An 18,349-nucleotide genomic window follows, 5' to 3' on the forward strand; every position below is an offset into this window, starting at 1 on the left:
AGAGGGAGTACCCCGTGCAGAGTTCAGGGGTATCCACAGTATTTACGCGTATTTAGAAACTTTAGAGCGGTAACTCAGCTCTTTTTGGACCAGATGGCGGCGAAAAAGCCGTCCGTCTGGTGCCGGTGGGGCCACAGGCGCAGAAAACCACTGCCTGTCTCGCCGCCGCTGCACAGGCCCTTGGCGCCCTCGACCTTGAGCTGCTCCAGCAGTTCGCCGGCGTCGAGCAGTTCGAAATCAGGGTGCGAGGCGCTGAACGCGTCCGCGATGGCCTCGTTTTCCTGCGGCAGGATGCTGCAGGTGGCATACACGAGGCGCCCGCCGGGCTTGAGTAGGCGCGCCGCGCTGTCCAGGATGGCGGTCTGCTTGGCCACCAGCTCCTCGACGGCCTTGGGCGACTGGCGCCATTTGAGGTCGGGATTGCGGCGCAAGGTGCCCAGGCCCGAACAGGGGGCGTCCACCAGCACGCGGTCGATCTTGCCCGCCAGCCGCTTGACCCGGTCATCGCGCTCATGGGCGATGGCGGCGGGGTGCACGTTCGACAGGCCGCTGCGTGCCAGGCGCGGCTTCAGCGCATCCAGGCGATGCGCCGACACGTCGAACGCATAGAGGCGCCCCGTGCTGCGCATGCCCGCGCCGATGGCCAGCGTCTTGCCGCCCGCCCCGGCACAGAAATCCACCACCATCTCGCCGCGCTTGGCGTCAAGCAGCAGGGCCAGCAGCTGCGAGCCCTCGTCCTGCACCTCGATGGCGCCGCGCGTGAACGCATCGAGCTTGGTCAGCGCGGGCTTGTCGTCAATGCGCAGGCCCCAGGGCGAATACGGCGTGGGGATGGCCTTGATGCCGGCCTTGGCGAGCTCCTGTTGCACATCGGCGCGCTTGTCCTTGAGCGCGTTGACGCGCAAATCCAGCGGCGCGCTCTGGGCCAGGCTTTCCACCAGCGGCCAGAAGCCTTCGCCCAGCTGGTCCTTCAAGGGCTTGACGAGCCATTCGGGCAGGTTGTGGCGGTGGCGCTCCATCAGGTCATCGACCGTGACGGCGTCGCACTGGTCGAGCCAGTTCTTCTCCTGGTCGGTCAGTGCGCTCTTGAGGAAATCGCGCGGGCCGTAGAAGCCCAGGATGGCCAGGCGGCGTTCCTTGGGGCCCGAGCCGGAGGGCGCCATGTGGTCGAACAGCAGCTTCTTGCGCAGCACGGTGTAGACCGTTTCGGCCAGCGTGGCCCGCTCGCGGGGCCCCAGGCCCCGGTTGTCGCGGAAGAACCGTGACACCACCGCGTCGGCGGGGTGTTCAAACGTGAGGGTGAGCCTGACCAGTTCGGCGCAGGCGTCGAGAAGAACTTTGGGATGCATCCCCGTATTGTCCACCCCCTGAGCTGCTTCCCGTCACCCCCCGGAGGGGTACGCCGTGTGCAACTTACCGTGCAGACGAGAAAGGGACGAGCAAAAAGTTGGCCATCAACGGGCATAGATCGGATCGAACGCATGGCGCTCGATTTCCTTGAGCGAAGGAGATTCGCCCGCCCACAGCACCAGCGCGGGGCCCGGAAGGCTCAGATTGCGCTCCAGGGCGCGGCACAGGTGGTAGCGGCTTTCGTCGTCCATGCCTGGCAGCTCCAGGAACACCAGGTACGCACGACGCTGCGGATGCTCGCGCAGGTTCTTGCGCACCAGCCAGCAACGGGCGAGGGGCGCACAACGGGCCAGCTCCGATTGCAGCTCGGCCAGCTCGAAGGAGCTCAGGTCGTGCCGCACGATCTGGCTGAAGAACGAGGTGCCCGACAGCTCTTCCCAGGCCCGCTCCTCCGACTCCTGGGCGCGCTCCAGCCGCTTGCGCCACTGCTTGAAGGCGGCGGCATCGTGGTCCAGACCCAGGCGGGGTGTCTCCAGCTCGGCCAGGGCGGTGCGTGCCGCCCAGTAGCGGTCGCTGCTGCCCGCCTCCCACACCCGGTGCAGCAGCTGGAGCTTGCCCTCGCGGTCATCGTCGGGCAGGCAAGGCACCAGCCCGCGCAGGGCGGCGGGGTATTCGGGGCTGCGTTCCAGCGCCAGCTCGTAGAGGGCACGCACATCGGCACGGGGGTCCAGATGGCGCTGGAGGCGCGCCAGCTCCACCAGGTCGGCGGCGCTGCTCTGGGCGGTCGATGCACCCAGGGCCTCGGCACGTGCGCGCACGCGCCGCAGCCACGCATGGTGCTGCTTCCACTCCGTGGCGTTGTCGCGGCACCACTGCTTGTCGAAGTGGGCCACCCAGCGCCTGGCCTCCGTGCCCAGCAGGGCCAGCGCGTTGCCGCGCGACCAGTCCGGCAGCGTGGGCGTTGCGTCCAGCGCCTCGATGCGGTCGCGCAGGCCAGGGTGGGTGTCGTCCACGCTGCTCAGGCGCTTGAGCGCCTGGCGCAGCGCGTCGTTGGCGAACGCCGGGTCGGGGGCTTTCGCCAGGCAGCGGCGCATGGCGCGATAGGGGCCCACGGGAAGCGGGTTGCCCGCAGCCTCGCACCAGTGGTTTCCCCAGAATTCCGCCTGCAGCCACGCGCCACGAATCTCGATTTCAGCCAGCGCGGCGGCCGCCACCTCTCGGCCCAGCAGCTTGCCCGCGATGCGATCGGCCTCGTACTCGTCCTGGCGCGCCAGCGCGAAGGTCTTGGCAGAAAAGCGCGGAAAGTACCACCGCATGAAGGCCTGCGTGGCGGCGGCCACCGGGCCTTCGTCGTCCGCCAGGCTGTGGTTCAGGCGCATCCAGGACAGCCGCGTGCGGTAGATCCACGCCGCAAACCGGCCATGGTCGCCGCGCAGATGCCCGTATTCATGCGCCAGCACGGCCAGGAAACGCGGCCGATCCAGTGCCATGAGCAGGGGCAGCCCGATGCTCAGATGGTTGACCGCGCCCCCCAGCAGGCCAAAGCGGGGCAGCTGCTGGATGCTCGCGTTGAACTCGTCGTTCAGCGTGACCTTGTGGATGGGCGGGCCCTTGATCTTGCGGCGGATGCGGTCGAGCGCCTCGAACAGTTCGGGCGCTTCCAGCACCGTGATCTCCACGCCGGCGGGTGCGTCAAAGCGCACCCACAGGGCCCGCAGGCTCACCCACAGCAGGCCGCCAGCCCCCAGCAGCAGCCACACCATGGCAAAACGAAAGCGACCGTGCAGGAGCTGCGGCACCACCCACGCCAGGATGCCCACGGCCAGGGCCAGGCAGCCGAGCACCCACGCATAGCCCAGCGCCGCGAACGCGGCCACGCTGCGGCGGTACGCTCGGCTGTTGTCGGCACTGGCATGCTCGCTCATGCGCACCATGTGCACAAAATCTGCCTGATCCACTGGCGTCCCCCCACTCTTGGTTGATTTTCAGCCGCCATCCTAACCATGAACGACAACGACCTCCCCGCGCTCATCCGCACCCCGCCGGGCCTGTACCGCCACTACAAGGGCATGCTCTACGAGGTGATCGACACCGTGCGCCACAGCGAGACCCTGGAGCCCATGACGCTGTACCGCGCACTCTATGGCCAGCGGGGGCTGTGGGTGCGCCCCGCCGCCATGTTCGAGGAGCAGGTGCTCATCGATGGCGTGGAGCGGCCCCGGTTCGAGAAATGCGGCGACGAGGCCGGTCCCGGCTGAACCCGGTCCGGCCACGCCACGGCACGGCACGCGCGAAGGCGGTATCGGCCAGCTGGAACGCGTTGCGCTGGCGCCACGGGTTTCTGGCCGCGCAGGGCGACATGCCCCCGAACGCAGGGCACCTACCCCGACGGCCCGCCGCGTCCTACAGCGCCCGGGCCAGATGCGGCCTACCGTGGGCTCTGGGCCCGCATGCCCTGGCATCCGGTGGGAGGCTGCCAGCTCCCTGCAGCATTCCTCCCACCCCCACCGCCGGGCACGGAGGGCCCGGCTTGATCCCAGGAGGTTCCCATGGGCTATCTACTCCAAGGGCTGTTCGGAGAACGCTCACTCACCAAGGTCGCCGGCCTGTTTGCCCAGCAAAGCCAGGCCGAGACCTCCATGGCGCAGATGCTGCGCATCGGCGGCCTGCAGGCCGGACAGGTCCGGCTGCTGGGCCCGCAGGATGCGCGCGCATCGCGCCGCGACCTGTTCGCGCGCTCGCTCGAGCCGGAACCGCGCGGCATTGCCGCACCTTCTTCCAGACCCACATCGTGGTGGGCGCCGCCGGGGCCGTGGCAGGCCTGGCGCTCTTTGCATGGTTCTACAACGCAGGCCACCCCATGATCGTGAGCAGCCCCCTGCTGGCCTTCATCGCCCTGGTGGGTTTTGGCACCACGTTCGGCATGCTGGGCGGGGGGCTCCTGTCGATGCGGCCCGACCACGTCCTGCTCATCACTAAGGTGCGCTCGGCGTTGCGCCACAACCACTGGGCAGTGGTCGCCCACCCCACCAGCGCGGAGCAGGCGGCCAGGGTCAAGGAGGTGCTGCAGGGCCACTCGGCCGAGGTGGTCAGCACCCTCTAGCCCGCTCACCACGGCGCATCCCCGCGCAACGGCGGGTGCGCTACAGGGCCCGCACCAGCGCCCGCACGGCGCGGGGGTAGATCACGTGTTCCTGCGTGAGCACGCGGGCAGCCAGGGTGTCTGCCGTGTCGCCCGGCAGGACTGGCACCACCGCCTGGTCCAGGATGGGCCCGACGTCCAGCTCCGCCGTCACCTGGTGCACCGTCACCCCCGCAAACCTGCAGCCCGCGTCGATGGCGCGCTGGTGCGTGTGCAGCCCCGTGAAAGCCGGCAGCAAAGAGGGGTGGATGTTGATCAGCCGCCCCGCATAGTGCGCCACGAAGCCGGGCGTGAGGATGCGCATGAACCCGGCCAGCACCACCAGCGCCGGGGCGTGGCGGTCGATGGTGGCGGCCAGTGCGGTGTCAAATGCCTCGCGGCTCGCGAACGCCCTGTGGTCCAGCGCCTCGGCGGCGATGCCCTGCTCGCGCGCGAAGGCCAGGCCGGCGGCCTCCGGCTTGTTGCTGACCACGGCGGCCACACGGGCGCCATGGCGCTGCTCCCAGTTCTCCTGCTGCGCGGTCCGCACGATGGCGGCCATGTTGGAGCCGCTGCCGGAGATCAAAATCACGATGTTCTTCATAAATTGCACTGCGACGCTCAACCCCGGATTATCCCTGCCATGCCATTCGACCCCGCAACCCGCCCCCTGACCCCGAACGAGGCCCGCGTGTTGGCCACGCTGATGGAAAAAGCCCGCACCGTGCCCGACAGCTACCCCATGTCGCTCAACGGCCTGCTCACGGGCTGCAACCAGAAGACCAGCCGCGACCCGGTGATGCACCTGAGCGACGCCGACGCCCAGGAGGCCTTGGACTCGCTCAAGCTCCTCACGCTGGCCTTCGAGACCACCGGCAACCGCACCACGCGCTGGGAGCACAATTTCCAGCGCGGCGTGGGCGTGCCCGAGCAGTCGGCCGTGCTGCTGGGCCTGTTGATGCTGCGCGGGCCGCAGACGGCGGGCGAGCTGCGCATCAACGCCGAGCGCTGGTACCGGTTCGCCGACATCTCCTCGGTGGAGGCCTTCCTCGACGAGCTGCAGGAGCGCAGCGCCGAAAAAGGCGGCCCGCTGGTGGTGCTGCTGCCCCGCGCGCCCGGCGCGCGCGAGCAGCGGTGGGCACACCTGCTGTGCGGGCCGGTCGATACCCATAGCGCCGCCGTTCCCGCCCCGGGCAGCGGCGGTGGCGGCACGCCGGCCGCACTGCAGGCGCGGGTGGAGGCGCTGGAAGCCCAGGTGGCGGGCCTGCGCGCCACCGTGGAACGGCTGTGCGCCGAACTGGGCATCGCCCCCGCGCCGGATGGAATGTCGCCACCCGGACAGGAATAAAACGAACGACCGTGCTACAAACAGGACTTCTCAGGAGACAAGCCGCATGGATCTCGCATTCACCCCCGAAGAACAGGCCTTCCGCGAAGAAGTTCGCGCATGGGTCCACGCCAACCTACCCCAGGAAATTTCCCACAAGGTCCACAACGCCTTGCGCCTGACCCGTGCAGACATGCAGGGCTGGGCCAAGATTCTGGGCAAGAAGGGCTGGCTCGGCTTCGGCTGGCCCAAGGAATTCGGCGGCCCTGGCTGGACCGCCGTGCAAAAGCACCTGTTCGAAGAAGAGTGCGCGCTCGCCGGCGCGCCGCGCATCATCCCCTTCGGCCCCGTGATGGTGGCCCCGGTGATCATGGCCTTCGGCAATGCCGAGCAGCAAAAGCGCTTCTTGCCCGGCATCGCCAGCGGCGAAGTCTGGTGGAGCCAGGGCTACAGCGAACCGGGCTCGGGCTCGGACCTGGCCTCGGTCAAGACCCGCGCCGAGCGCGTGGGCGACAAGTACATCGTCAACGGCCAGAAGACCTGGACCACGCTCGGCCAGCACGGCGACTGGATGTTCAACCTGGTGCGCACCAGCACCGAGGGCAAGCCCCAGACGGGCATCTCCTTCCTGCTGCTGGACATGAAGTCCAAGGGCGTGACCGTGCGCCCCATCAAGCTGCTGGACGGCGAGTGCGAGGTCAACGAGGTGTTCTTCGACAACGTCGAAGTGCCCGCCGAGAACCTGATCGGCGAAGAGAACAAGGGCTGGACCTACGCCAAGCACCTGCTCTCCCACGAGCGCACCAACATCGCCGACGTGAACCGCAGCAAGCGCGAGCTGGAGCGCCTGAAGCGCATCGCCAAGACCGAGGGCATGTGGGACGACCAGCGCTTCCGCGACCAGATCGCCTTGCTGGAAGTGGACGTCGTGGCCCTCGAAATGCTGGTGCTGCGCGTGCTCTCGGCGGAAAAATCGGGCAAGAACTCGCTCGACATCGCCGGCCTGCTCAAGATCAAGGGCAGCGAGATCCAGCAGCGCTACGCCGAACTGATGATGCTGGCCGCCGGCCCGTTCAGCCTGCCCTTCATCGAAGAAGCGATGGAAGCGGGCTGGCAAGGCGACTTCCCTGGCGGCGTCACCGCCAACGCGCCGCTGGCGTCCACCTACTTCAACCTGCGCAAGACCACGATCTACGGCGGCAGCAATGAAGTCCAACGCAACATCGTGGCTCAGACCGTCCTCGGCTGAACCCAAGTTCCAGGAGACAAGAACATGGATTTCGATTTTTCTGACGACCAGGAACAACTGCGCGATGCGGTGCGCAAGTGGGTGGACAAGGGCTACACCTTCGAGCGCCGCCGCGCCGCCGTGGCCGCTGGCGGCTTCGACCGCGCCGCGTGGGGCGAGCTGGCCGAGCTGGGCCTGACCGCACTCACCGTGCCCGAAGCCCACGACGGCATGGGCCAGGGCGCCATCGACGCCATGGTGGTGGCCGAGGAACTGGGCCGCGGCATGGTGCTCGAGCCCATCGCCCAGGCCTTCATCGCCAGCAGCGTGCTGTCGCAATACGGCACTGCCGCCGTGCGAGCCGCCTGGCTGCCCCGCGTGGCCAGCGGCGAGGCGATGGTGGTACTGGCCTACCAGGAGCGCAAGGCGCGCTACCGCCTGGACGTTTGTGAAGCAAAAGCCACTCAAGCGCAATCAGGACATGCGGTAACAGCTACAAAAAGCATAGTAGCCGCTGGCGACCAGGTCGATGCCTTCATCGTGCCGGCGCAGCTGGACGGCAAGATCGCCCTCTTCCTCGTGGAACGTTCGGCCGCTGGCGTGACCACGCGGGGCTACGTCACGCAGGACGGCAGCCGCGCGGCGGAAGTGCAGCTGGCCAACGCCCCCGCCACGCTCATCACCACCGACGGCCTGGCCGCGCTGGAGCTGGCCGTGGACACCGGCATCGCCGCCACCTGCGCCGAGGCCGTGGGCGTGATGGACAAGACGGTGTCGCTGACCGTCGAATACATGAACCAGCGCAAGCAGTTCGGTGTGTTCATCGCCAGCTTCCAGGCGCTGCGCCACCGCGTGGCCGACATGAAGATGCAGCTGGAGCTGGCCCGTTCGATGAGCTACTACGCCAGCCTCAAGCTGGGCGCCCCCGCCGCCGAACGCCGCGCCGCCATGGCGCGCGCCAAGGTGCAGCTGGGCCAATCGATGCGCTTCGTGGGCCAGCAATCGGTGCAGCTGCACGGCGGCATCGGCGTGACCGACGAATACATCGGCAGCCACTACTTCAAGAAACTCACGCAGCTGGAAATGACCTTTGGCGACACGCTGCACCACCTGGGCGAGGTGTCGAGCCGCATGCAGGACACCGCAGGCGTGTTTGCCTGAAGAGGACTGTCACGCAACCATGCAATGCTCGTGGGCCCACCGGTCCACGGGCATTTTTTCTTTCTGGAGCCCCCCCATGAACAACACGCACTTGCTGCCACGCCGCTCCCTTCTGGTGGCCGCCGCTGCCGCCGCCAGCCTGGCCCTGGCGGGCTGCGCCACCCGCAGCCCCAGCCTGGCGGAGGCGCCGCCCATCGTCTTCGTGCATGGCAACGGCGACACCGCCGCGCTGTGGCAGACCACCGTGTGGCGGTTCGAGTCGAACGGCTGGCCGCGCGAACGCCTGCACGCCATCGACGTGCCCTACCCGCTCTCGCGCGACGAGGACGGCAAGCCCCAGCCCGGCCGCACCTCGGCGGCGGAGCACATGGCCTACCTGAAGGCCGAGGTGGACAAGGTGCTCCAGGCCACCGGCGCCCGGCAGGTCGTGCTGGTGGGCAACTCGCGCGGCGGCAATGCCATCCGCAACTACGTCTACAACGGCGGCGGCGACCAGACCGTGAGCCACGCCATCCTCGGCGGTACGCCCAACCACGGCGTGTGGGCGGTTCCAGGCTTTCGGGAAGGCAACGAGTTCTCGGGCACCGGCCCGTTCCTCAAGGCCCTGAATGCCCCCAAGAACGCCGCAGGGGACGAGGTGAGCGGCCCGGTGAAATGGCTGACCATCCGCTCGGACAACAACGACAAGTTCGCCCAGCCCGACGGCGTGTGGATCGGCGCCAAGGGCACGGCCACCAACGTCACGGCCGCGGGCCCCGAGCTCAAGGGCGCCACCAACGTGGTCATCCCGCGCATCGACCACCGCGAGACATCCTATTCACCCGCCGCGTTCGAGGCCACCTACCGCTTCATCACCGGCAAGGCCCCGGCACGCACCGAGATCGCCGCTGAGAAGGCCGTGGTGCTGAATGGCAAGGTCACCGGCCTGGGCGTGGATTCCACCGACCCCAGGACCGGCAATTTCAGCAACAACCTGCCCCTGCCGGGGGCGCAGCTGGAGGTGTACACGACCGACCCCGCCACCGGCGCCCGCACCGGCGGCGCCTTGCTGCGCAAGGCCGTGGGCGCGGATGGCCAGTGGGGCCCGCTCGCCGTCCCCACCGGCTCGCCCATCGAGTTCGTGATCACCGCGCCCGGCTATGCCACCACCCACATCTACCGCAGCGGCTTCCCGCGCGGCAGCGACCTGATCCACCTGCGCCCTGAACGCATGGCCGACGCGGACAAGGGCGCGGACAGCATCATCACCCTGGCCCGCCCCCGCGGCTACCTGGACCCGGCGCGCGACAGGATGCTGCTGGACGGCGCCCCGCCCGCTGGCGTGCCCCCCGGAGCGGGCGTGGCATCCGCCAAGGTCAAGCCCGCTGGCGGCGTGCGCAGCATCGCGGCCGAATTCAATGGCGAACGGGTAACGGGCCAGACCTGGCCGGCGGCGCAAGGGCATGTGGTGATGCTGGAAATCAGCCAGTAAGCAAGGCGCCGGCAGCGGCATGCATGAAAAAACCCCACGGGCGGCAAGCGCCCGTGGGGTTGTTTTTTTGTCCTGAGAGGGAAAGCACGCACGGGCCTCAGTGCGAGTGCCCCCCATGGCCTTCGCGCTGCTTGAGGCTGTCGACGATGTTGACGGTCACGCCGTTGGGCAACACCATGTCCGAGGGCTTCATGCCCGGCCTGCAGTCTCCCAGGCGGCGCCCGCTGAACTGCGTCACGCCGGCGTTGCCGTGGGGAACGGGCTGGGAATAGGACACCTCGAACTGCCCTTGGTAGGACTCCTGGAAGTCGCCCGACAGCTGGATGCGCGCGGTGACCCGGTTGTCGTGCACGAAACACACCGTCTGGACGTCGAACCGGGTGCCGTTCTCTCCCTTCTTCACGCGTGTTTCATGGCAATGCTCCTGCCCCGGAACCACGGCAAGCAGGGTCACCGCGTCCACCTGGGGCGTCGTGCACTGCAGCACCTTCTGCTGGCGCATCACCGACTGGCCGGCAGCGGTGATGGAGACCTCCCACAGGCCCGGCTTGCGCGCCGGTAGGGTGTCGGCCTGGGCCAGCGGCAGGCCCAGCGAGAGGGACAAAGAGGCGGCTACAACGAGAGGTTTCATGGATTCAGGGGGGTAACAGTGGAGCGCCAGGCTCCGCGGGGGGCCTGGCGCATCCCGGTTGCCGTATCTGTCTATCTGTCAGCGCATCAGCGGCCCAGCCGGCGGCGGTGCATCCACACCATGGCGGCGAGCAGGGCCGACAGGAGGACCATGCCCCACTCCGACAGCGTGGGAATGGCATTGGCGTCCACCGGGGCGGGTGCGAACCGGAACACGGCCGCGCAGTCCGCCGCCACGGACGGGATGGTGTAGGTGGTGAAGTTCGCGTTGAAGCTGCCGCCACCGCAGGTGCTGGAGGCATCCCATGCAGCGCGCATGCCCTTGGCAGGCGACAGCACGATCACCGCGTTCGCCCCCGGCATGACGGACTGCGTCGCAGGGCTGACGGTTCCGCCGCCGGAAAGGACGGAGGCCGCCACCACCGGGTTCGGCACGAAGGCAAATACCGCGGAGCAGTTGGCCGCCACGCCGGGGACGGTGTACACCGTGCTGTCGGCATTGAAGCTGCCGCCCGTGCAGGTGCTGGAGCCATGCAGCGTCGCATGCAAACCCGCGGCGGGAGACAGCGTGACCACCGCGCTGGCGCCGGGTGGCACGGACTGCGCACCGGGACTGACGGTACCGCTGCCAGAAAGCACGGAGGCCGTCACCACCGGGTTCGGAACGAAGGCGAACGACACGGAACAGGCTGCCGCCACGCCCGGGACGGTGAACACCGTGCTGTCGGCATTGAAGCTGCCGCCCGTGCAGGTGCTGCCTGCCGCCAGGGTGGCGCGCTGGCCGGCGCCCGGCGTGAGCGTGACGACGGCCGTGCCCCCCACTGCCACCGATTGCGACGCAGGCGTGACGCTGCCGCTTCCGGATGCCACGGAAGCCGTCACCGCCACGGGCGCCAGGAAACCGAAGTTCACCGTGCAGTCGGCAGGCACCGGGGCAATGGTGTAGGTGGTGCCGGACCAGGTGCCTGCGGGGCAGGAGCCCGTGGGCGGGGCGCTGGTGTAGCCGGTGGTCGGCGTCACCACGTAGGACACGGAGCCCCCGTTCAGCACCGTCTTCGGCGCATTCGGCGTGATGGCGCCGCCGGTGCCCACCGACGGCGTGACCGTGGCCACGCCGGAGTTCACGAAGCTGAAGTTGACCACGCAGTTTTGGGCAATCGCGTTGGTCGTGTAGGTGCTGCCCACCAGCGCGCCGCCAGTCTGTGCGCCGCCGGCGGCGCAGTTGTCGGTGATGACCGGTGCGTAGCCCGCATTCGGCATGACCATGAACGAGGTGGTGCCGCCCGGTGCGACAGGCTGCGTCACGGCAGGGGTCACGGAGCCGTTGGCGCCCACCACGGGCGTCACATCCAGGGGGATGGTGAAGCTCGCGGTCACGGTCTTGGAAGCATCCATGGACACGGTGCAGCTGGTGGCCGCGCCCGAGCAGCCGCCGCCGCTCCAGCCCGTGAAGATGGAGCCGGCCGGCGCCGTGGCGTAGAGGATGACCTCGGCGCCGCCAGGCTGGTCGGAGGCGCAGCTGGCTCCGCAGGAGATGCCCAAGGGCACCGAAGTGACCGTGCCCGTGCCGATCGTGTGAACCTGCAGGTTGAACAGCCCCGCCCCCACGGGATCGGAGTCGGTGGCCGTGTTGTTGGAGCTTTCACGGTCCCGCACGCCAGCCGGTGCCGTCACCGTGGCCGTGTGCCGGATCGTGCCTGCGCCGCTGGCGGACGGGTCGGCCTGGGCCGCGATGGTGTAGGTGAGCGTTCCACCGACCGGCACCGGGTCCGGCAGGGTCTGGCTCACGGGCCCCGTGCCCGAGGCCAGCGGGCACACGGCCCCGCCCGATGCCGCGCAGGTCCATGCGATGCCGGTCAGCGATGCCGGGGCCAGCTCCTGGACCATGGCGCCAGCCGGCACCGCGGTCGGGCCGAGGTTGGTCACCGTCATGGCGTAGGTGAGGGCCTGCCCCCAGATCACGGCGTTCTGTCCGTCGGACAGGGCCACGCTCAGGTCTACCAGGGGGTCCGTGGTGATCTGGCTCTGGACCAGCGGCCCGAGCAACGGCGATATCGCATCGCCCACGATGGAATAGTTGCCGTGGTTGATGGGGCCGGTGGTGAGCGCCGGCGCCACGAACGACAGCTGGAGCGTGCCGCTGCTGCCCGGGTTCAGGGTTCCCAGGGGGCAGGAGATGCTATCGATCTCGTTGCCCGCGGTGCCGGACACGCTGGTCGTGCACGCGGCGGGCACGGAGCCCGGATCGATGCGCAGATTCCTGGGTGTTCCCGGCGTGTTGTCTTGCGGGGACACGATGGTCACCACGGTGCTCGTGAGGGGTACGTCACCCTGGTTCGAGTACGAGTAGGTGTAGTCCACGCTGCCGTTGGCAGCCGCGTACTCCGGCGCATCGGCCTTGATGCCGGGGCCCGGCAGGTTGGTCAGGCCGGCCCCCGAATCCACGTAGATGTGGCCCGAGTGCCCGCTCTGGCTGCAGCCCGCCGCGATCACGGTGACCTTGACCTGATCGCCCACATCCAGCACGCCCTCCCCGGGCGCGATATCGATGGTCTGCCAGTTGGTGTACTGGAAGCCCCCCACGGTCTGCCAGGGCACGCCGGACTGGCCCGAAAAGTTGAACGTGTAGAACAGCTGCTTGTTCTTGGTGACGTTGTACACCTCGACAAAGAAGTAGGGCTGCTCGTGCCCGGAGTGTCCGGGGTTCTGCAGCACCGGGGCGATGGCGAAACGCACGTGCGCCTTGCCGTCCGCCGGGTCCACGTCGGCCAGCGTCATCACGGCCGTCTGGTCGATGGCGGCGGCGCGGTTCTGGGCGCCCAGGTAGTTGACGCGCGCGCTCTTGGCCCCATAGAGCGGGAAACGCACTTGCCCACTGACGTTGATGTCGGAGTCATTGCCCACGGCATCGGTCGGCGCGGGCGTGGAGGTGGTGTTGGGCGTCAGCCCCAGATCACTCTCCGAGCCGGGCGGGAAGTTGGCCAGCGCAATGCCGGCACCGGGCACACGCAGGTGCCGGATGTTCCAGCTGTCCAGGTCGCTCTCGAAGCCGCCATTCACGAACGCCGCGTGCGCGGAGCCTGCGGCGGCGAGCAGGGCGAGCCCCCCCAGCCACAGCAGCGCCAGGCGGCGCAGGAAGCGGGACATGCTGCCGCGCAGCCCGCCCAGGAAAATCTCAGTGGTCAATTTGCCGTCTCCTCTTGAATCAGATCTCTGTCGTCGAAACCTGCGGGCCGAGTTCGGCCCAGGCTGCGCCCTGCCGGGACGGCATGCGCAACCATGAAATGGGTGGGGTGGTGGTGGACCGAGGCTCGGGGCACCCGGTCAGCGGGCTTGCGCCAGGGGGGTCAGCTCATGGTGCGAACACGAGCCCTTTTCCAAAGACCGCCCTGACCGGCAGGGCCAGGCCGGTGTCGTCCAGCGTCTTGCGGCGCAGCCGGGTCAGTGCCGATTCGATGCGGTGGAAGTCATCGTCGAGATTGCGTCCGCCCACGGCCTGCGCGAGCGCCTGCTTGCTCACGACCACGCCGGGGTTCTCCAGCAGGCAGGACAGCAGCTCCAGCTCTCGCGTGGTCAGCGAGACGACCTGCTGGTTGGGGGCCCGCAGCGCGCCGCCCACGCTGTCCAGTTGCCACGGCACCGCCGCCAGCGCATCCCCGCCGCCCTGCAGCCGCTTGTTGCGCAGCTGCGAACGGATGCCGGCCACCAGCTCCTGCATGTCGACGGGCTTGACGAAATACTGCAGCGCGCCAGCCTCCAGCCCTTCGATCCGGCTGTCCAGGTCTGCGCGCGCCGTCATCAGCACGGTGGGCACCCCTTGCGCCGCCAGGCGGGTGAGCAGGCTCAGCCCATCCTCGCCAGGCAGGCCGATATCCACGACCACGAGATCGGCGCGCGCGCGCAGCAGGCGCACGTAGAAATCCTCCGCCGACTCGGCCCCCCAGGACTGCAGGCCCGAGCGCGCCAGATAGCTGCATACATTGCTGCGGATGTCCTCGTCGTCTTCGACGACTGCGATGGTGGGTTGAGCGGACATTGAGACGGTCAATTGGGGTGCGAAACAGTTTGATACGTACTATTGTGTCAGTGCCTTTTGCACCGAGCCATGCACGAATACTCACGAATACTCACAAGCCCCAGGCGCCGCACGGCGGTGCCGTGGCACGCCAGGGCGCTTGCCGCGTGCCTTCTCCTGTTTTTCTCCTGCGTGCTGGCGCGCGCGGGCGAGCTGCCGCCGGATTTCCGCTTCCAGCTGGGATGGGACATCCCCATGGACCGGATCGACGATCCGCTCGGCCGGATGGGGCCGGGCGATGCGGCCGCGGCACCCGTCGGCGAAGGGTCGTCGCGGCTGCACCATTCGTTGAATGCGGGCTACCTCGGCCATCCGGTGTGGCTGCGTTTCCAGGTGCCGTCCCTGCCCCCGGATGCCGAACCCGGGGCACTGTGGCTGCTGGCGCAGCCCACCTATCTCGACACGGTCACGCTCTACCAGCGCAGCGCCACGGGGGACTGGTCCGCACAGGAGAGCGGCGACCATGTGCCGGCCCCCCGGAAAGCCGGCGTCCGCCAGCACCTGTTTCGCCTGGCACCCGGTGCCATGGCGCTCATCCGCATCCAGACCAGCAGCGCCATGCAGTTCCAGGGCAGCGTGCTCGGCGCGCAGGCGCTGGGCGCCAGCCTGGCGGATGCGGAACGCGGCATGGGCCTGCACTTTGGCGCCGTGGCGGCCTTGCTGCTGGGCATCTGGGCCGCGGCGGCCATCTTTCGCACCCGCGCGCTCTTTGCCCTCGCGGTTCTGGGCTCCGTCAGCGTCATCCACATCTTCAACGTGCGCGGCTACTCCAGCCTCTGGGTTCCTGCGCCGTGGACGCTGTGGGCCAGCCATTCGGTCGGGATCGGTGCATTTGCCCTGGCGGCCACGCTGGCCTGGCAGATCAGGGAGCAGCTGGCGAACACCGGCCGCCACCGCCGCACCGGCAGGTGGCTGATGGCGCTCGCCGCCCTGAACCTGGCGGGCATGGCCAGCGTTCCGCTGGGCTTCTACGGGTCCGTGGCATGGGTCAACCTGCTGTCCCTGCTGGCCAGCGACGTGATCGCCATCGTCCTGTGCGTGCTCGCCCTGCGCACGCGCGAGCGGCGGGCCCTGCACGCGCTGCTGCTCTCGGCCTATGGCCTGCACGCGATGGCCGGAGTGCCCATCGCCATCATCATGACCGGCGCGCTGCACTGGAACATCGATGCGACGGCACTGTGGCAATGGGAGGTGATCCTCTTTACCGCGATGATCGCGTGCGCCGTCTTCGTGGGCATGGTCCTGCGCTACCGCGACATCCAGCGCACCAAGGACCTGGCCATCGAACGGCTGGCCCAGTCCGAGCAGTCGCTCGAAGAGCGCATCGGACAGCGCACGGCGGAGCTGTCGCAGGCGCAGGACGCCCTGGGCCAGGCCCTGGAAAACGAACGCGCCCTGCGGCTGGAGCAGCGGCAGTTCTTCCACATGATCAGCCACGAGTTCCGGACCCCGCTCGCGGTGGTGGACAGCGCTGCCGCGGAACAGCAGGCCTTCCCCTCCGCGGATATCAACGCGCAGAAGGACCGGGCAGCGCAGATACGGCGCGCCTGCCGGCGCCTCGCCTCGCTGGTGGACAGCTGCCTGATCAGCGAACGGATGGACACGGCGGGTTTCTCTCTCCAGGCGTCGCCGGTCAACACGGCCGACCTTCTGGAGCATGCGGCGCAGCTGGTCCACTGGTCTCCACGCCATCACCTTCGCCTCTTCACCGACCTCGCTCCGCCGGAGTGGGTCTGCGACGGGACACTGGTGCGCATCGCGCTGTCCAACCTCGTGGACAACGCGGTGAAGTACGCATCCGCAGGGGAAATCTTCATTGCGGCGCGCAAGGGCGAATCCGGGCTGCTGGAGATTTCCGTGGCGGACGAAGGCTCGGGCATGTCGCTGGAGGTCATGAACCGCATCTTCCAGCGCTTCGAACGCGGAGACCGCACCGACCAAAGCAAGGGTTTCGGCCTGGGCCTGTGGGTGACCCGCCGCATCGCACGGCTGCACGGGGGCGACATCACCGTGGAATCGCGGCTGGGCGAGGGGACCTGCTTCACGCTGACCCTGGCCACACAGCCCATGGCCTCCGGCAGCGCCCACCACCAGCGGCAGGTCCGGGCCCGGGGCGAATCATCCTGGGCAACCTGACCCCCGCAGGCGAGCCGCGCCCGGGCGGCCCCCGCAAAGACCTGGAGCTGGTTCTCAGGCCAGCAGGCGCGAGGACTTGGGCACGTGCGCCATCAGGAACTCCATCTGGTCGGCCAGGATCCGCCGGTTGCGCAGGATGAAGTCCTCCCACAGGCTGGGCACGTAGGGCGCGTACAGCAGTGGCATATGCGCCTGTTCGGGGGTGCGCGGCCCCTTGCGGTGGTTGCAGGGACGGCAGGCCGTGACCACGTTCATCCAGTGGTCCTGCCCGTTGCGCGCGAAGGGCACGATGTGCTCGCGCGTGAGGTTGTCTTCGTGGAAATGCCCGCCGCAGTAGGCGCACACATTGCGGTCGCGGATGAAGAGCTTGCTGTTGGTCAGGCCGGGCTTGAGGTCGAACGGGTTGATCGTGGGCACGCCCTTGGTGCCGATGATGCTGTTGACGGCAATCACCGACTGTTCACCCGTCACGGCGTTGTGCCCGCCGCGGAACCGGGCGATCTGGCCGCCGGATTCCCAGCGCACCTCACCGGCGGCGTAATGAATCACCGCCTGCTCGAGCGAAATCCACGATTGGGGCAGCCCTTGGGCCGACAGCTTCAAGACCTTCAAAACACGCCTCCTGGAACGGTAAGTACACAAGGATTCGGAACGCTGATGTCTCGCGGGCAGCCCCGTACCGGGCCGTCCGTGGGTCACAATATACTCCGTTTTCATGACAAATTGGCGTCTTGCGCTTGATGCACCTGCGCATGCTGCTATCAAAAAGATAACAAACCGATGAAGATCTTTCGCGGATTCCACCATCCTGGCATCGCCCGCTCGTGCGCGCTGACCATCGGTAATTTCGATGGCGTGCACCGGGGCCACCAGGCCATGCTCGCCCTGCTCAACAGCGAGGCCGCCCACCGGCAAGTGGACAGCTGCGTGCTGACCTTCGAGCCCCATCCGCGCGACTACTTTGCCGGGGCGCTGCACAAGCCCGAGCTGGCGCCCGCGCGCGTCGGCACGCTGCGCGACAAGCTCACGGAGCTGGCGCGCTGCGGCGTGCAGCAGACGGTGGTGCTGCCTTTCGACGCGGCGCTGGCCGCGCAGTCGCCCGAGGCCTTCATCGACCAGGTGCTGGTGCAGGGGCTGGGCGCCCGCTACGTGCTGGTGGGCGATGACTTCCGGTTCGGGCGCCAGCGCGCGGGCGACTACGCCATGCTGGACGCGGCCGGCCAGGCCCGAGGCTTTGACGTGGCGCGCATGAACAGCTACGAGGTGCACGGTTTGCGCGTCTCCAGCTCCGCCGTGCGGCAAGCGCTGGCCCAGGGCGACATGGACGCGGCCGCGCGCCTGCTGGGACGGCCCTACACCATCTCGGGCCACGTGGTGCACGGCCGCAAGCTCGGGCGCGAGCTGGGCGCCACGGACGAGGGCGCGGGCGACGGCTTTCGCACGCTGAACCTGCGCTTTGCCCACTGGAAGCCCGCCGCCAGCGGCATCTTCGCCGTGCTGGTGCACGGCCTGGGGCGCGAGGGCGATGCCCCGCTGCAGGGCGTGGCCAACCTGGGCGTGCGCCCTTCGCTCGACCCCGACGACGTCAACGGCGGGCGGGTGCTGCTGGAGACACATTGCCTGCAATGGCCCGCCGAGCTGGGGGCCGAAGGGGCGTACGGTAAAATCGTGCGCGTGGAACTGCTGCACAAACTGCACGACGAGCTCAAGTACGACGGTCTGGCTGCCCTGACGGCGGGCATCGCCAAGGACTGTGCGGATGCGCGCGCCTACTTCGCGTCGGCCCAGGCACCCAATCACACCGAGACCCGGCGCCAGACCACGCGCGACCGAATTTGAGGGGGCTGCCT

General features: G+C 68.5%; 16 protein-coding genes. 9 read left to right on the forward strand and 7 right to left on the reverse strand.

Annotated elements, in window-relative coordinates; translation table 11 throughout:
• Nucleotides 1-74: 74 nt before the first annotated feature.
• Entirely contained in the window at nt 75-1,349 is a 1,275-nt protein-coding gene (locus AC07OD_RS05500) for an RsmB/NOP family class I SAM-dependent RNA methyltransferase (RefSeq protein ID WP_494595530.1), read from the reverse strand.
• Between the two features lie 105 nt (nt 1,350-1,454).
• The gene (locus tag AC07OD_RS05505; protein WP_494595532.1) at nt 1,455-3,308 is read right to left on the reverse strand and encodes a M48 family metallopeptidase; all 1,854 of its coding nucleotides are present in this window, start codon (nt 3,306-3,308) and stop codon (nt 1,455-1,457) included.
• Between the two features lie 45 nt (nt 3,309-3,353).
• On the opposite strand from AC07OD_RS05505, the gene AC07OD_RS05510 reads away from it, so the two are divergent.
• From AC07OD_RS05510 to AC07OD_RS05520, 3 genes are all read left to right on the forward strand, one after another.
• A complete protein-coding gene (locus AC07OD_RS05510) occupies nt 3,354-3,608 on the forward strand; it encodes a DUF1653 domain-containing protein (protein WP_218295736.1) in 255 nt (84 codons plus the stop codon).
• A gap of 291 nt (nt 3,609-3,899) precedes the next feature.
• Nucleotides 3,900-4,214: a hypothetical protein gene (locus AC07OD_RS05515; protein ID WP_494595534.1), complete on the forward strand. Its 315-nt coding sequence runs from the start codon at nt 3,900-3,902 to the stop codon at nt 4,212-4,214.
• Nucleotides 4,211-4,453, forward strand: a complete 243-nt coding sequence (locus tag AC07OD_RS05520; RefSeq protein ID WP_494595536.1) for a hypothetical protein — start codon at nt 4,211-4,213, stop codon at nt 4,451-4,453. Before AC07OD_RS05515 ends, AC07OD_RS05520 begins: the two co-directional genes overlap by 4 nt.
• Before the next feature lie 40 nt (nt 4,454-4,493).
• Here AC07OD_RS05520 and purN read toward each other — a convergent pair whose 3' ends face one another.
• Complete coding sequence (purN, locus tag AC07OD_RS05525) at nt 4,494-5,075, reverse strand: phosphoribosylglycinamide formyltransferase (RefSeq protein WP_218295738.1); 582 nt, start codon at nt 5,073-5,075, stop codon at nt 4,494-4,496.
• Nucleotides 5,076-5,114: 39 nt separating this feature from the next.
• Here purN and AC07OD_RS05530 point away from each other — a divergent pair, with 39 nt between their 5' ends.
• From AC07OD_RS05530 to AC07OD_RS05545, 4 genes are all read left to right on the forward strand, one after another.
• Entirely contained in the window at nt 5,115-5,819 is a 705-nt protein-coding gene (locus tag AC07OD_RS05530; RefSeq protein ID WP_218295739.1) for a YceH family protein, read from the forward strand.
• Nucleotides 5,820-5,865: 46 nt separating this feature from the next.
• The gene (locus AC07OD_RS05535; RefSeq protein ID WP_218295740.1) at nt 5,866-7,047 is read left to right on the forward strand and encodes an acyl-CoA dehydrogenase family protein; all 1,182 of its coding nucleotides are present in this window, start codon (nt 5,866-5,868) and stop codon (nt 7,045-7,047) included.
• Nucleotides 7,048-7,071: 24 nt separating this feature from the next.
• Entirely contained in the window at nt 7,072-8,187 is a 1,116-nt protein-coding gene (locus tag AC07OD_RS05540; protein WP_494595539.1) for an acyl-CoA dehydrogenase family protein, read from the forward strand.
• Between the two features lie 76 nt (nt 8,188-8,263).
• Entirely contained in the window at nt 8,264-9,658 is a 1,395-nt protein-coding gene (locus AC07OD_RS05545) for an alpha/beta fold hydrolase (protein WP_369643094.1), read from the forward strand.
• Nucleotides 9,659-9,755: 97 nt separating this feature from the next.
• On the opposite strand, the gene AC07OD_RS05550 is transcribed toward AC07OD_RS05545, so the two are convergent.
• From AC07OD_RS05550 to AC07OD_RS05560, 3 genes are all read right to left on the reverse strand, one after another.
• Nucleotides 9,756-10,289 (reverse strand): DUF3617 domain-containing protein, encoded by a 534-nt coding sequence (locus tag AC07OD_RS05550; RefSeq protein ID WP_492253709.1) that lies wholly within the window; start codon nt 10,287-10,289, stop codon nt 9,756-9,758.
• 86 nt (nt 10,290-10,375) lie between these two features.
• A complete protein-coding gene (locus AC07OD_RS05555; protein ID WP_494595541.1) occupies nt 10,376-13,474 on the reverse strand; it encodes an IPTL-CTERM sorting domain-containing protein in 3,099 nt (1,032 codons plus the stop codon).
• A 166-nt stretch (nt 13,475-13,640) separates the two neighbouring features.
• Nucleotides 13,641-14,324: a response regulator transcription factor gene (locus AC07OD_RS05560; RefSeq protein WP_494595542.1), complete on the reverse strand. Its 684-nt coding sequence runs from the start codon at nt 14,322-14,324 to the stop codon at nt 13,641-13,643.
• Nucleotides 14,325-14,558: 234 nt separating this feature from the next.
• Between AC07OD_RS05560 and AC07OD_RS05565 the strand changes: the two genes are divergently transcribed.
• Complete coding sequence (locus AC07OD_RS05565) at nt 14,559-16,499, forward strand: sensor histidine kinase (RefSeq protein ID WP_218340006.1); 1,941 nt, start codon at nt 14,559-14,561, stop codon at nt 16,497-16,499.
• A gap of 54 nt (nt 16,500-16,553) precedes the next feature.
• On the opposite strand, the gene AC07OD_RS05570 is transcribed toward AC07OD_RS05565, so the two are convergent.
• Nucleotides 16,554-17,111, reverse strand: a complete 558-nt coding sequence (locus AC07OD_RS05570; RefSeq protein ID WP_218295747.1) for an HNH endonuclease — start codon at nt 17,109-17,111, stop codon at nt 16,554-16,556.
• 168 nt (nt 17,112-17,279) lie between these two features.
• Here AC07OD_RS05570 and AC07OD_RS05575 point away from each other — a divergent pair, with 168 nt between their 5' ends.
• Complete coding sequence (locus AC07OD_RS05575) at nt 17,280-18,338, forward strand: bifunctional riboflavin kinase/FAD synthetase (RefSeq protein ID WP_492808864.1); 1,059 nt, start codon at nt 17,280-17,282, stop codon at nt 18,336-18,338.
• Nucleotides 18,339-18,349: the final 11 nt, after the last annotated feature.

The organism is Acidovorax sp. GW821-FHT10E03 (assembly GCF_059415205.1).